This window comes from Lentzea sp. NPDC003310, from assembly GCF_040610935.1.
GTDB lineage: Bacteria > Actinomycetota > Actinomycetes > Mycobacteriales > Pseudonocardiaceae > Lentzea.
On the sequence record NZ_JBEXNC010000005.1, the window covers coordinates 113,551 to 127,773 of the forward strand.

Genomic DNA, 14,223 nt, shown 5'->3' on the forward strand with positions numbered 1-14,223 from the left:
AAAGCGTTGTCCGGCCGCGCGTCCGCACCGCGCTCTCGGTCAGCGACGGGGCACGCGCGGCGCGCCCCGGTCAGCAGCGGACGCACGTGACGCGCTCCGGTCAGCCGCGGCGAGCCCGAAGCACCGAGCTCCGAACCCCTCCGTCAAAACCGCACACCGGTGTGGCCGAGCCACACCGGCCCTCACGGCTCAGAGAGCGAGCGCGCCCTCGATGCGGGCCACCATCGCGTCCTCGGCGTCCACCACGACACCGTCCGCCTCGGCCACCTCGCGGCAGATCGCCAGCACCGCGCGCGGGAAGTCCGCCGCGTCCTCCGGCGACTTGGCCGTCAGCGTCTTCATCGACGAGCGCAGCGCCTCCAGGACGACCGGCTCGATCTCCTCGTCGGTGCCGGCGGGCACGGACGGGCGGGCGCCTCCCACGACGCCGCGCAGGTCGGGCGACAGGTTCGAGAGCGCGCGCAGGCCGGCGAAGCGTTCCTCCAGCACGGGGCCGGGGTCGGCGTGGGAAACCAGCAGCATCGCCCCGTACACGGCGGTGCGGATCGTGCGGCTTTCCTCGTCGGTGTAGAAGATCATGTGGCCCACTCTAGGTCGTCGGGTCAGGCGGCTGTTCCGGTGTTGACTAGAAGACTCCCCAGCGCCCGAGTGGTTGCGTCCGAGCTGCGAGAACGCCTGTGACGGAGGTCAATCGCGGCCGGAGCGAACAAACTGACCGGTCTGCGCGTTGAACTCGGATACAGACCCCAAGCAGGAGGATGCCCGCATGACGACCACCGCTGCCCGGCCCCGCGTCACGGTTCGGCGGGTGGTGTTCACGCTCGTCCTCTTCTCCGTGACGACCCTGCTGTTCTGGGTGCCGTTCGAGGGGCTCTTCGCGGCGAGCGCGGAGTGGCCGGACCCGGTGCGGCCGATCGCCGCCGTCGTGTTCGTCGCGGCGGCCGTCTCGATGATCGTGCTGTTCACGCAGCGCTCCAGCGACCGCGCGGCGCGGATCTCGCAGTTCCTGCTCGGGTTCGTGTGGATCGCGTTCGTGTGGACGCTGCTGACGGACCTGGTCCGGCTCGCCATGGCGCTGGCCGGCGTCGAGAACCCGTTCCGCTCCCGTTTCATCGCCGTGCTGCTCGCGGTCCTCATCGTCACCGTGACGGTCTACGGGGTGTACGAGGCGATGCGCGTGCCTCGGATCAAGCGGCAGGACGTGACGATCCCGCGCCTCGACCCCGCGTTCGACGGACTGACGGTCGCCGTCATCACCGACACTCACTACGGCGCCATCAACCGCGCCAAGTGGTCGCGCGGCATGGTCGACGCGGTCAACGGGCTCAACGCCGACGTCGCCGTGCACGTCGGGGACATCGCGGACGGCACCGCCGAGCAGCGCTTGGAGCAGGCCACCCCGCTCGGCGACGTGAACACGCCGCACCGCTTCTACATCACCGGCAACCACGAGTACTACTCGAACGGGCAGGGCTGGGTCGACCTGATGACCCGCCTCGGCTGGAAGGCGCTGCGCAACGAGCACGCGACGCTCGAACGCGGCGACGCCAAGCTCGTGTTCGCGGGCACGGACGACATCACCGCGAGCCACTCCGGCGAGCCCGGTCACGCGGCGGACCTCGCGCACGCGTTGCACGGCGCCGACTCCACGGCGCCGGTCGTGCTGCTCGCGCACCAGCCGTCGGAGATCACGAAGGCCGTCGAGGCCGGCGTGGACCTGCAGCTGTCCGGGCACACGCACGGCGGGCAGATCTGGCCGTTCCACTACCTGGTGCGCCTGCAGCAGCCGGTGGTCGCGGGCCTGTCGAGGCACAGCGACCGCACCCAGCTCTACACGAGCCGCGGTTCCGGCTTCTGGGGCCCGCCGATGCGCGTCTTCGCGCCCAGCGAGATCAGTCTGCTGACGCTCAAAGCGAGCTGAGGTGGCCTGAGTCGTTGAACCGCACGAGGCGCGGTGACCTGCCGGTCGTGTAGCGGATGACCGTCAGCGCCGCGTTGTCGTGGTTCAGCGTCAGCCAGCTCTCGGGCGGGGCGTCGAGCGCGTCCCGCACGAGCCAGCCGATCAGGAACGAGTGCGTCACGACCAGCACCGGGCCGTCGCCGGGACGGGCGAACCGCGTCTCGGCCTCGTGCGCGAGAGCCGGGCCGCGGGTGCGTTCGGACTCGGGGAACTGGCCGAAGAACTCGTCGTGGTCGGGGACGAAGTGCGGCACGAAGTCGTCGGCCGCCGCCTCGACGCGGCAGGGCACCTTCAGCACCTCGGCGATGATGGACGCGGTCTCGGTGGCACGGGGCAGCGGACCGTGGTGCACGGCCGCGAACCCCGTGCCCCGCAACCGTTCCGCGAGTGCCTCGGCCTGCTTGCGCCCTCGTGCCGTCAGCCGGGACTCGTCCTTCGTGGCTTCGCCGTGCCGGACCAGGTGGAGATCTCTCGTCACGCCGTGCAGTCTGCCTTGACGGCACTCGCGGCGTGATGGGCGTAGGTGGGTCCGGAGCTGTTCCAGTCCTGACCTCGGGTGAGGAGCTGCACGGTCAGGTTTCCGCTGGCCTTGAACTTCCCCGCGCCGACCCACTGGCCGCGCTTGTCGACCTGCTTGATCGCGAACGAGGCCATCGGGGTGCCGCCGACCCCGTTGCGGTCGAACACGTAGTACACGGTCGGGTTACCCCCGACCGACTGAAGGTCGCCGTCCGGGATGTGCACGGACACCTCGCACGTGCCGGTGACCGCGAACGTCCACATGCCGTACGCCGAGGTGTCGTCGCGGCGGGCGTCACCGGACATCGGGATCGACACGAACGTCGAGCCGCACCGGCCGTCGCCGTGGTCGACCCAGCCCTTGCGGCCGTCACGGTAGGAACCGACGCTGCTGTAGCCGCCGCAGCCCGGACCCGTGGTGAACGACTTGGCGCCGCCGGGTGCCCGCGCGGTGTCGCCGGCGGGCGGCTGCGCGGCCGGAGGCGTGGTCGTGGGCATCAACCCCAGCGCCGACGAGGCCAGGGTCGGGTTCCGGCTCTGCGAGGACTCCTCCGGCAGTTCCTCCGGAGGGGTGATCAGGCCGGGGATGTAGCTGTGCGACGGCTGCGCGATGTCGGTGGCGCCGTCGCCCGAGCCCCCGTTGAACGTGACGATGGCGATCCCGCCGAGCACGAGGAGCGCGGCGGTGGCGGCGATCGCGGCCGCGCGGGGCTTGAACGGACCGGCCGGCGGTTTCTCCTCCTGCTGCGACCGGTCACCGGCCGCGGCCCAGCGGGCGGCACCCCGGGCGCGGGCGGCCTCCATCAGCGCCGGGTCGGGCGCCAGGTGGCGCTCGGTCGGGTCGTCGGGGAACTGGGTCGGCACGGAGCGCAGTGTGCCAGGGACACAGGGCCACCCGAACGTGTGGTTCTTTCACGAACGGGTTGTTTGACTTCAATGGACCGCGCGCTGTGCAAGCACTTAGCCCTTTCCGTCTACGCATCGTGACGACAACCGGCGCAAGAACCGCCGATTCCTGACTCGTGAGTCAGGCCAAGCACCGGTCCGCACCTGCGCCGCAGCCCCGAAGGACCGGATCTTTTCCCGGTTTCCGTGTCACGGAACGAAAACGCCTGCAGAACGCCTTGATCTCGTTGCACCACAAGGCGGTGGAACCGGTTCCGCACCGGAATTCCGGGGTACGGGCGCGAACGCCGCAAGATCGGGCGGCGCCGGCCCCAGCGGCAGGACGGTTGCCGCACCAGGTCGATCGACTTCTCGCGGCGGTAGCCAAGCTCCCCCCGCCCGCCTAGGGTGCCCGCCATGCCCCCAGCCAGACAGGCCGTCGTGCTGCTTGCCGCCCTCGTGGCGGGTTGCGGCACGACGATCGCCGGTTCCCCCGCCGCGGCACCCCAGCAGTCACCGCAGACCTCGGCGTCGCAGACCGTCACCGTCGTGACGACGACCCCTCCGCCGAGCAGCAGCAGCGCCACCCCGCCGCCCGCTCCCCCGCCCCCGCCGCCTCCCGTCGCGAAGTTCGGCAACCCGGCCGGCACCGCCGCGGTCCCGGCCGCGGCCGCCGCCGAGGACACCTCCAAGCCCACCCGCGTGATCGGCACCGGCACGCCCGCGTCCTGCACGTCGCAGGCCGTGGTCGACGCGGTCGGAGCCGGCGGCGTGATCACTTTCAACTGCGGTCCGCAGCCCCACACCATCCCCCTCGCCGCGACCGCCAGGGTCCGCGCGCGCACCGTGCTCGACGGCGGCGGCCGGATCACGTTGAGCGGCCAAGGACAGCGCCGCGTGCTCGACCACAACGCGCCGCGGCTCGTCGTCCAGAACATCACCCTCGCCGACGGCAACTCGACCGGCGACACCGCGGACGGCGGAGGCGGCGGCGCGATCATGGTGCGCGGGGGTCAGCTCAAGGTCGTGAACTCCCGCTTCGCGAACAACAAGTGCGACGCCAACGGTCCCGACCTCGGTGGCGCCGCGATCCGCGTGACGGACTGGGCCGACAAGGTGCCGGTCTACGTCACGTCCAGCACGTTCGAGGGCGGCGTGTGCTCCAACGGGGCGGCGCTCAGCAGCATCGGCGCGTCGTGGGTCGTGCTCAACAGCCTCATGAAGAACAACAAGGCCATCGGCCGCGGCGCCAACCCCGCCCGCGGCGGCACGCCCGGTGGCGGCAGCGGTGGTGCCATCTACAACGACGGCAACGCGATCACGCTGCGGATCGCGGGCTCGCTGCTCGAGGACAACCAGGCCAACGAGGGCGGCGGCGCGGTGTTCTTCGTCAGCAACGACAGGTCCGGCTCGATGTCGGTCGAGGGCTCGACGCTGCGCCGCAACCCCAGCCTCGGCTTCGAGACCGTCAAGGGGATCTTCTACCTAGGCTCGTCCGAGAAGCCGAAGGTCAGCGGCTCGACGATCCAGTGACCCCGCGACGAGCAGCAGCGCGAGGCCGGCGACGCACATCGCGAGGCTGAACCCGTAGACCCAGCGGAACCCCAGCTGCTGGGAGACGCCGAGCAACGCGCCCGCGACCATGCCGCCGACGATCTGGGTGTTGCTGAACATCGTCGTGGCGTGGCCGGGCCGCAGCGGGTCGAGGCTCTGGAAGTACGTGATGCCGACGCCCATGATCAACGAGATGACGGTGGCGTGCAGCAGCTGCGCGGCCATCACCTGCCACACGGAGTCGGTGAACACCATCAACCCGTGGTAGCTCAACGAGATCGCCGCGCCGATGACCACCAGGCGGTGCTGCGACATCCGGTTCGCCAGCGAGCCGAACCACAGCATCATCGGGATCTCGAGCGCCGCGCACAGGCCCATCGCGAGCCCCGCGTCCCCGGCCGTGCCGCGCAGCTCGGACGTGATGAACAGCGGCAGGCCGCTCACCGCGAGCGCCACGGCCCCCTGCAGGAACAGGAAAGCCGCCGACACGACCATCATGTTGCCGCCGGCCGGTCCCGCCGCCTCCTCGGTCTTCTCCTCGTCCTCCTGCCGGGTGGGAGGCACCGGGAGCGTGAGGGCGAGCACCGCGACACCGAGCTGCAGCAGCGCGGTGGAGGCGAAGAGGCCGACCCAGCCGGTCTTCGCGACGAGCAGCGCGGCCACAGGCGGTCCGGCGACCCACGCGACCGAGAGCAGCGTCCGCAGCACGCTGACGACCATCGACGGCCCCTGGCTGACCTGGCGGCCGTACGCGAAGAGCTGGGGCAGCAGAGCGCCCGTGATCGCGATGAACACCACGGACGTGCCGAGCAGGAACCAGTAGTCGCGCAGGACGGCGAACAGGCCGTAGCCGACCGCTCCGGCGACACCGCCCGCGGCGAGCAGGTACCGGCGCTGCACCCGCCCGTCCGACAGCCTGCCCATGATCGTGCTCGCCACGACCTGGGCGACCGGGCTGACGATCAGGAAGAAGCCGAGCTGGAACGGCGTGACCCTGATCTCGCTCGTGAGGAAGAGCGAGCCGAACGGCAGCGCGAACGCCATCGACACGCCGCTGACGACGCTGATGCCGGAGAGTTGGAGGAACGTACGGGACAGGAGCGGCGAGGATGTTCTCTCGCGGAGTGCCGTCACCCCGCCATGGTGCTCTTCGCGCACTCGATCAGGAAACGAAATATCCCATTATGCGGGCAATCTCTCACACGACGACGATCGCACCGTCGCGACGGTGATCCGCACCACCCCTGAGCAGGCCCGATCCGGTCATTTCGACCACCTGGCACCCGCCGAAGAACATGTTCGGAGCACGGAAGCGGGTGACCGGCAGCTCGCTTTCCGGTCGAATTCCCGGTTCGACGTGGAGGTGGTCGCCGGACAGGTGCAGGCGCGGCGCGTCGACCGCGTCCTGGGCGGGCATGCCGCGGTCGAGCACGTTGACGAGCACCTGCAGGATCGCGCCGCAGATCCGGCTCGACCCGGCGCTGCCGAGGACGAGCTCGGCCTGCCCGTGCCGCGTCACGACGGTCGGCGCCATCATCGACGGCAGCCGGTCGCCGGGCGCGTGGCTGAAGAACCCGTCCGGAGACAGGTCCTCCTCGCCCATCATGTTGTTCAGGTGCACGCCCGCGATGGAGATCCCCGAGCCCGCGCCGTTGGTCGTCGTGACGCTGCAGGCCGTGCCGTCCGCGTCGAGCACGGAGATGTGCGTGGTGGAGCCGAGGCGGTTCAGGTGCGTCTTGGGCGCGGCGAGCGCACGGACGAGATCCTGCTGCGACGGGTTGTCCGGCAACGCTTCCAACATCTGCGTGAGCAACCCACCGCCCGCCGCGGGCGGTGGGTTCGTGTGGATGTCACGCCCCCGATGCCGCACGTGCAACGGTTCGCGCTCCACGGCCTCGTACGCCGCCAGATCGGCTTTGGTGAGGTCGCCACCCTTGCTCGCGATCCAGTCCGTGATCGCCGTGGCGATGTCCCCGCGGTAGAACGGCTCCGCTCCGTCCGCGCCCAGCCGGTCGAGCGCGTCGGCGAGCTCGGGCTGCACGAGGACCTCGCCCTCCTCCAACGCGGTGAGGCCCGCACTGCGCGCGAGCGGCAGCAGCAACGCCGTGACGTACGCCTGGTACCGGTTCACCCGATGGCCTTCACGGGCGTGCATCGCCGCCGTGGCCACCAGTTCGCGCAACGGCGCGCGCCCGTACGCGGCCGCCGCGGCCGCCCCCGCGGGCATCCCGTACGCGGCGACCGACGACGGTCCCACGTGGAACTCCTGCTCCGCGTCACCGAAGTGGACGGTGATGGGATCGAGCGGCGCGCGGTCGCCGGCCCTGCCCCGGCCCGGCGCGACGGCCGAGAAGTCCAGCAGCACAGGGGGTTCGCCCGCCGGCGCGATCATCATGTACCCGGCAGCACCGAGACCGGTCAGCAACGGCTCGGTGACGCAGGAGGTGAGCATCGCCGCGACGGCGGCGTCCACGGCGTTGCCGCCGTCGCGCAGCAGGGCCGCGCCGGCCTGTGCGGTGAGCGGGTGGCCTGCCGCGATCGCGCCTCGCACGTCGACCTCCAGAAAGGGAAGGCGAACAACGGTAGACCCGTGCGGCGGGTGCCGACCACTCGGCCCGCCTGCCGTCACCCCTGCGGTACCCGGAGGTTGAACGTCCGGGCAAAACGGGTAATTCGACAACCATGGAGTGGATCACACGGCTGATGGAGGCACTGGGCTCGCCCGGCGCCGGGATCGCGGTCGCCCTGGAGAACGTGTTCCCGCCCGTGCCCAGCGAGGTGATCCTGCCGCTGGCCGGGTTCACCGCGGGGCAGGGCAAGATCTCGCTGGTCGCCGCGATCCTGTGGACCACCGCCGGCTCGGTCGTCGGTGCCCTGCTGCTCTACGGCCTGGGCGCGTGGCTCGGTGTCGAGCGGCTGCGCAAGGCCGCCGACAAGATCCCCTTCGTCACCGCGGACGACGTGGACAAGTCCGACGCGTGGTTCGACAAGCACGGCAACAAGGCCGTCTTCATCGGGCGGATGGTGCCGGTGGTGCGGAGCCTGATCTCCATCCCGGCCGGGGTGTCCGGGATGCCGATCCTCAAGTTCACCCTGTACACGGCGGCGGGCAGCCTGGTGTGGAACACCGCGCTGATCCTCGCCGGGTACGCGCTGGGCGACAACTACGAGCTCGTGGACCGCTACCTGGGCTGGGTCTCGACCGTGGTGCTCGCGGCGCTGGCCATCGCCATCGTCTGGTTCGTGGTCTCCCGCGTGAAGGCACGCCGCTCGTAGAGCACGGACGCCACCGCGATGGCGAGGCCCGCGACCGAGAGCGCGACGCCGACCCACGCGGTCGAGGTGTAACCCCAGCCCGCCGCGATGGCCAGACCGCCGAGCCACGCGCCCGCGCCGTTCGCGACGTTGAGCGACGAGTGGTTGGACGACGCGGCCAGCGACGGCGCGTCCGGCGAGGCGTCCATCAGCCGCAGCTGCAGGGCCGCCGCCAGGATCTGGATGGTGAAGCCCAGCAGGAACAGGAAGACGAACAGGAACACCGGCACGGTCGCGGTGAGCCCGAACAGCGTCAGGATCACGCAGACCGCGACCAGGCCGCCGAACACCGACCCCGTCACCGACCGGTCCACGAACCGGCCGCCGAACGTCGCGCCGAGCGTCATCCCGAGACCGAACACCGCGAGGATCCACGGCACGGCGCTCGCGGGCAGGCCGGCGACCTCGGTGGTCAGCGGGGCGACGTAGGAGTAGACGGCGAACATGCCGCCGAAGCCGATCATGCCGGTGAAGATCGCGAACCACACCGTCGGCCGGCCGAACGCGAGCACCTCGCCCTTCATCGACGCGCCTTCGACCTTCGGCACCCTCGGCACCCACGCCGCGATCGCCAGCGCGGTGACCACCGCGATGACCGCGACCGCGAGGTACGCCGTGCGCCACCCGATCTGCTGCCCCGCCGCCGTTGCGAGAGGCACGCCCACAAGGTTCGCCACGGTCAGACCGACCATCACGCGCGCCACGGCCGTTCCGCGCCTATCGGGAGCAACGAGCGTGGCAGCGACAACGGCCGCGATGCCGAAGAACGCGCCGTGCGGCAGTCCCGCCACGAACCGCGCCACGAGCAGCAACGTCTTGTCCTGCGCGGCGGCCGACAGCCCGTTGCCCAGGGCCACCGCGAGCATCAGGCCGATCAGCATGCCCTTGCGCGGCAGCTTGGCGCCGAGCACCGCGATCAGCGGCGCCCCGACGACGACCCCGGCGGCGTAGAGGCTGATCGCGTGCCCCGCCTCGTAGTCGGGGATGCCGAACGTCTCCGCGATCTGGGGCAGCAGTCCCATCGTCGCGAACTCGGTCGTCCCGATGCCGAACCCGCCGAGCGCGAGCGCGGTCATGGCGCGGGTGGTGTTCAAGGCTTCCCCAATGGGTGGATGAGCAGCGCGGACTAGTTAGCTACCGCATCGATTTTAGGGGTCTTCTGAAGCGCTTCAAAAGGCTCCTGGCCAGTGCGGGTGCTCACACGCCGTTCGAGGAATACGGACACTCCGGCGATCATCAGGCCGCCCAGCGCGAGCAGGGCGCCGATCCAGTTCGGCGCGGTGTAGCCGAGGCCGCGCTCGATCGCGAGACCGCCGAGCCACGCCCCACCGGCGTTGCCGAGGTTGAACGCCGCGATGTTCGCCGCGCTCGCGAGCGCCGGGGCGCCCGCCGCGGTCTGCATCACCCGCGTCTGCAGCGGCGGCACCGTGGCGAACCCGGCGGCGCCGAACAGCACGATGGTGATCGCGGCCAGGACCGGCGAGTGCGCGGTGAACACGAACGCGGTCAGCACGGCGGCCAGCGAGATCAGGATGACGACGGTGCTCTTCATGACCGACCGGTCCGCCGCCCTGCCGCCCAGCAGGTTGCCGGCGACCAGGCCGACGCCGAACAGCACCAGCAGCCACGTCACGGCACCGGACGAGAAGCCCGCGACCTCGGTCATCATCGGCGCGATGTAGGTGAACGACGCGAAGACGCCCGCGAAGCCGAACGCGGTCATCAGCAGTGCGAGCCACACCTGCGGGTTGCGGAACACGGCGAGCTCGCCGCGCAGGTTGCCCGCGGCGGCCTCCTGCTTCGGCACGAGGAACACGATGCCGAGAAGCCCGATCACCCCGAGAGCGGTCACCGCCCAGAACGTCGAGCGCCACCCGAGGGCCTGCCCTAGCGCCGTGCCCATCGGCACGCCCAGAACGTTCGCCACGGTCAGCCCGGTGAACATCAACGCGATGGCGCTCGCCTTGCGGTGAGGCGCAACGAGATCCGCAGCGACGACCGAGCCGATGCCGAAGAACGCGCCGTGCGCCAGCGCCGCGACCACACGGCCGCTCATCAGCACGCCGTAGGTGCCCGCGAGTGCGGACACGAGGTTGCCCGCGATGAAAAGCACCATCAGCCCGAGAAGCATCTTCTTGCGGGGCAGGCGCCCGCCGAGCACGGTCAGCAGCGGCGCGCCGATCACGACGCCCAGCGCGTAGCCGGAGATCAACAGTCCCGCACCCGGGATGGAAACGCCGAGGTCAGCCGCCACTTCGGGGAGCAAGCCCATGATCACGAACTCGGTCGTGCCGATGGCGAAGGCGCTGATCGCGAGGGCGAGCAGAGCGACAGGCATGTCACACAGTCCTTGAGGTCGGAGGTTGTCGGCGTGAGCAATAGTTGCACACGCGGGCAATTGCCTGGGACTCCTGAATCGGTGAAGCTCGTCACCCCGAACACGACGAAGGCCGACCCTCGGATATGAGGGCCGGCCTTCCGTCAGAAGCGCGCTATCAGATGCGCGGCACGTCCACGAACGTACGGCCGTTGAGCGGCTGCACGGCGCGAGCGTTGCCCGCGGTGAACAGACCCTTGAAGCGCGCGATGGTCGCGGCCGACACGTGCTGCTCGCCGGTCAGGTACCACTCGACGCCCTCGGTGAACGGCGCCGTGGTGAGCGAACCCGTGTAGTGCAGCGTGTGGTGACCCGCCGGCAGCAGCCGGTTCAGGTCGATCGGCTCGATGTCGACCGGCGCACCGCACTCGGGCGACAGCTTGGCCAGCACGTCGTCCACGACGGAGTGCGAGCCGACGACCAGCGGCACGCCGACGACGAGGAGCTTGCCCTCGGCGCTGCGGTGCACGAGGTGCATCTCGAGCGGGGTGTGGCGGCCGCCGAACGCGTGCTCGGACGGCGTGTGGAAGTGGAACTGGACCAGGTCGTATCTGGTGCCCGCCACGGTGACGTGGCCGGCGCCGGGCTCCACCTCCGCCTCCTCCGTTTCTTCGTGGTCGCGGGTGGTGCAGCCGTCGGCCTTGTCCGCGTCCTTGCGGATGTACTTCAGCTCCAGTGCGGAGTGCCCGTACGAGACGTCCAGCTTCGCCGCGTGCGGGTCGAACCGGATCGCGTTGGGCGTGACGTTGACGGGACTCTGCTTCGGCGTCGCCGACTCGGCCGCGCCACTCGCGAAAAAGGTCGCGGTGAGCACGAGAGGAAGAAGCGCCGGAAGGGACCGCTTGAGGTTCATGGCGTCACTTTTCACCCGATCGGGTGAAATGAGGAAGTGGAGTGTGTTCGCGCTCTCATCCACCGGAAATATTCCCGCAACCCCCATCAGGACAAGACTGAAGCACTTCAGCTCCAGGACATGCGTATATGCAGGTCAGCATGCCTGCAAATAGTGTGCAACAAGGCAATTCGAGGCCGTTTCGTTGACCACGCAAATTCGAATTGAGACGCAGTCGAGTGGAGGCGAGAATTGAAGAACGAACCCGTTCTCGATCACTATTGTCCGATTCGCGGCTATTGCTGAATTTGCCTGGAGCGACTCCGCCGACCGGGAGTGTGCGGCACGATGGGCCGATGGTGACCGTCGCCGACATCCGCGCCGTCGCACTGACGCTGCCGCGCACCACCGAGCACCTCGTCCGCGACCGCGTGAAGTTCCGCGTGGGCCAGATCGTCTACGCGGCCCTGTCCCGCGACGAGACCGTGCTGGGCTTCGGCTACCCGCGCGAGGAGCGGGAGGCGCTCGTCGCGAGCGACCCGGTGAAGTTCTCGCTCCCGAGCGAGTCCGACATGCGCTTCCAGTGGGTGCACGCCTCGATGGCCGAGCTGGACGTCGAGGAGATGACCGAGCTCGTCATCGGCGCCTGGACGATGTGCGTGCCCAAGAAGCTCATCCGCGAGCGACTCGGCGAGGATTTTCTTTAGTCAACACTGAAGATATCGAGCACACCATCACCGAAGGCGGCGAACGTGCCGTCCCGGTGCGCGATCGGCCGGAACCCCTCCACCACGCCGACGCGGGCACCACGGGCGGGGTCCCAGACCTCCAGCCCGCCGGTGCCGACGACGTGCAGCCTGCCCGCGCGCCCCCACATCCGTCCGGACGGCCCGGCGAACGCACCCACCTGCCGTCCACCGGGCATCTCGTAGAGCGCCACTCCGTCGATCATCGACTCGTCGTCCTCACCGAGGCGCTGGACGGCCACGACGTCGTCGGACACCCAGGCGACCGGCTGGTCCCACGCGTACCAGCGCTGGGCGAGCCGCTCTCCGCCCGGCTCGCCGCCCTCCCTCGCCCACGCGTCCAGGTCGACCACCTCCGGCACCCCGGCGGGACTCCACGCCCACCGGTCCGCGAACAGCCACCGGCCACCGGGGCTCAGGAGGAGACCACCCTCGAACAGCCGGCCTTCCGGCTCACGTCCGGTCAGCAACTCCCCGGAGGGCAGCGCGAAGACGTCGAGGCGGTTCCAGCAGGTCGCCGCGACCACGCGGTCCCCCGGCAGGAACGCGAGCGGGTACGGCGTCTGGTCGACGTGGTAGCCGCCCCGGTCGAGCCGCAGCACCACCTCGCCCGACCGCAGGTCGAGCACGACCGCCCGCTCTCCGCGGTCGTGGACCACGGCGGCGTACCGGCCGTCGTCCGACGCGTGCAGAGCGGGACTCGGACGCCCCTCCCCCGGCAGCACCAGGGGGACGTCGTACCGCGTCCCGTCCGACCCGGTCAGGCCGTGGCCGGTGAGCGCCAGCCAGCCGTCCCGCACGAGCACCAGGCAGCGGTCGTTGATCGGCCGGACGTCGCAGGGCTCCGCGCGGACCGTGCCCGCCACGAACCGGTCCTCGTGGCGGACCTCGGGAGTGCCCTTCCAGCCGAGGTTCTCGCCCCAGTCCTCGACCCGGTCGACGCACCCCTCGCACACGGTCAGCAGCGGCTTCTCGACGCACTCAATGCACGCCACGTCGTACCTCACGCCGGAGCCGGTCAGCACGCGGTAGTAGTCCGGTCCTTCCTCCACGAGCATGTGCTCGCACACGCGCAGAGAACCGACCACGGCCGCATGGCCGCACTCCAGCACCTTCACAAGATCGAGGCTACTCAGCGCACAGGCAGCTCACACCGGGTTCGATCCACTCCTGCCCGGTCCACTCCGGATGCCGTTCGACCAGCACGGCCCGCACCTCGGCCACGATCTCGGCGACCGCCATCGCGGAGTCGCGCCGCCGCCACGTCTCGTCCCGCAGCTCCCCCAGGTAGTCCCGGACGCCGTGCAGCACGGTGACGTCGCCGACCGACCCGTGGCCCGGCACCACGATCCGCGGCCCGCCCGCGATCAACCGGTCCAGCACGCCGATCCAGGCGAGCCCGGAGACGTCGGTGTCGTGCGGCGGGAACCACGGGAAGATCGCGAACTGGCCCGTCTCGGCCAGGTCGCCGGTGAACAGCACGCCCGCGTCCGGCACCTCGACCACCTGGTCGCCCAGCGTGTGCCCGCGGCCGGTGGGCCGCAGCAGCACCGTGCGGCCGCCGAGGTCGAGCGCGCGGACGCCGTCGAACACCTCGTGCGGCACCGGGACCTCGACGTCCGCCAGCCGTTCCGCGACCGCGCCGCCGAAGCCGCGGAACATCTCCAGGTAACCGGATCCCTTGCGGCGCAGGTCGTCCGCCTGGGCGCGGTTGACCACATAGGACTCGTCGAACACGGACGCGCCGAACGCGTGCTCGGGGTGGAAGTGCGTGGTCGTCAGGTGGACGCGGCGGCCGCGCGCCACCTCCTCGGCGAACGCGCGCACGCGGGTCGCGTTGGCCAGGCCGAGTCCGGTGTCCACGACGAGCACGGCCTCGCTGCCGCCGACGACACCGATGTTGGGCACCAGGCCGACGTGCTCGTTGGGGATCACCAGGACGCCGGGGGCCACCTCGGTGGCCTTCGACGGGTCGACGACGGGATCGGGGAGGTTCATGCCCGCAACTCCACCCGCGGCGCGGGCGCGCGTCCAA

At 70.5% G+C, this 14,223-nt stretch carries 14 protein-coding genes; 4 read left to right on the forward strand and 10 right to left on the reverse strand.

Annotation, left to right across the window (positions count from 1 at the left end):
• Positions 1 to 189: 189 nt before the first annotated feature.
• Entirely contained in the window at positions 190 to 579 is a 390-nt protein-coding gene (locus tag ABZX02_RS10620) for a hypothetical protein (RefSeq protein ID WP_355296926.1), read from the reverse strand.
• A gap of 187 nt (positions 580 to 766) precedes the next feature.
• On the opposite strand from ABZX02_RS10620, the gene ABZX02_RS10625 reads away from it, so the two are divergent.
• The gene (locus tag ABZX02_RS10625) at positions 767 to 1,921 is read left to right on the forward strand and encodes a metallophosphoesterase (RefSeq protein ID WP_355296928.1); all 1,155 of its coding nucleotides are present in this window, start codon (positions 767 to 769) and stop codon (positions 1,919 to 1,921) included.
• On the opposite strand, the gene ABZX02_RS10630 is transcribed toward ABZX02_RS10625, so the two are convergent.
• Together ABZX02_RS10630 and ABZX02_RS10635 are read right to left on the reverse strand one after the other, a co-directional pair.
• Complete coding sequence (locus ABZX02_RS10630; RefSeq protein WP_355296930.1) at positions 1,908 to 2,438, reverse strand: histidine phosphatase family protein; 531 nt, start codon at positions 2,436 to 2,438, stop codon at positions 1,908 to 1,910. The genes ABZX02_RS10625 and ABZX02_RS10630 overlap by 14 nt on opposite strands.
• Positions 2,435 to 3,343, reverse strand: coding sequence for a hypothetical protein (locus tag ABZX02_RS10635; RefSeq protein ID WP_355296932.1), 909 nt, complete (start codon positions 3,341 to 3,343; stop codon positions 2,435 to 2,437). Before ABZX02_RS10635 ends, ABZX02_RS10630 begins: the two co-directional genes overlap by 4 nt.
• A 438-nt stretch (positions 3,344 to 3,781) precedes the next feature.
• Between ABZX02_RS10635 and ABZX02_RS10640 the strand changes: the two genes are divergently transcribed.
• Complete coding sequence (locus ABZX02_RS10640) at positions 3,782 to 4,897, forward strand: hypothetical protein (protein ID WP_355296934.1); 1,116 nt, start codon at positions 3,782 to 3,784, stop codon at positions 4,895 to 4,897.
• Here the strand turns inward: ABZX02_RS10640 and ABZX02_RS10645 are convergent.
• Entirely contained in the window at positions 4,850 to 6,052 is a 1,203-nt protein-coding gene (locus ABZX02_RS10645) for a sugar efflux transporter (RefSeq protein ID WP_355296936.1), read from the reverse strand. The genes ABZX02_RS10640 and ABZX02_RS10645 overlap by 48 nt on opposite strands.
• Positions 6,053 to 6,116: 64 nt before the next feature.
• Positions 6,117 to 7,469, reverse strand: coding sequence for a gamma-glutamyltransferase (locus tag ABZX02_RS10650; RefSeq protein ID WP_355296937.1), 1,353 nt, complete (start codon positions 7,467 to 7,469; stop codon positions 6,117 to 6,119).
• A gap of 131 nt (positions 7,470 to 7,600) precedes the next feature.
• Between ABZX02_RS10650 and ABZX02_RS10655 the strand changes: the two genes are divergently transcribed.
• Complete coding sequence (locus tag ABZX02_RS10655; RefSeq protein ID WP_355296939.1) at positions 7,601 to 8,194, forward strand: DedA family protein; 594 nt, start codon at positions 7,601 to 7,603, stop codon at positions 8,192 to 8,194.
• Here the strand turns inward: ABZX02_RS10655 and ABZX02_RS10660 are convergent.
• From ABZX02_RS10660 to ABZX02_RS10670, 3 genes are all read right to left on the reverse strand, one after another.
• Positions 8,101 to 9,327, reverse strand: coding sequence for an MFS transporter (locus ABZX02_RS10660; RefSeq protein WP_355296940.1), 1,227 nt, complete (start codon positions 9,325 to 9,327; stop codon positions 8,101 to 8,103). The two genes, ABZX02_RS10655 and ABZX02_RS10660, sit on opposite strands and share 94 nt — an antisense overlap.
• 32 nt (positions 9,328 to 9,359) lie before the next feature.
• Entirely contained in the window at positions 9,360 to 10,571 is a 1,212-nt protein-coding gene (locus ABZX02_RS10665; RefSeq protein WP_355296942.1) for an MFS transporter, read from the reverse strand.
• A 157-nt stretch (positions 10,572 to 10,728) separates the two neighbouring features.
• A complete protein-coding gene (locus tag ABZX02_RS10670) occupies positions 10,729 to 11,463 on the reverse strand; it encodes a carbonic anhydrase family protein (protein WP_355296944.1) in 735 nt (244 codons plus the stop codon).
• 335 nt (positions 11,464 to 11,798) lie between these two features.
• On the opposite strand from ABZX02_RS10670, the gene ABZX02_RS10675 reads away from it, so the two are divergent.
• On the forward strand, positions 11,799 to 12,149 hold the full coding sequence (locus tag ABZX02_RS10675) for an MmcQ/YjbR family DNA-binding protein (protein WP_355296946.1): 351 nt from the start codon (positions 11,799 to 11,801) through the stop codon (positions 12,147 to 12,149).
• Here ABZX02_RS10675 and ABZX02_RS10680 read toward each other — a convergent pair.
• Both ABZX02_RS10680 and ABZX02_RS10685 read right to left on the reverse strand, forming a co-directional pair.
• On the reverse strand, positions 12,146 to 13,306 hold the full coding sequence (locus ABZX02_RS10680; protein ID WP_355296948.1) for a hypothetical protein: 1,161 nt from the start codon (positions 13,304 to 13,306) through the stop codon (positions 12,146 to 12,148). The genes ABZX02_RS10675 and ABZX02_RS10680 overlap by 4 nt on opposite strands.
• Before the next feature lie 10 nt (positions 13,307 to 13,316).
• The gene (locus tag ABZX02_RS10685; protein WP_355296949.1) at positions 13,317 to 14,186 is read right to left on the reverse strand and encodes an MBL fold metallo-hydrolase; all 870 of its coding nucleotides are present in this window, start codon (positions 14,184 to 14,186) and stop codon (positions 13,317 to 13,319) included.
• Between the last annotated feature and the right edge of the window lie 37 nt (positions 14,187 to 14,223).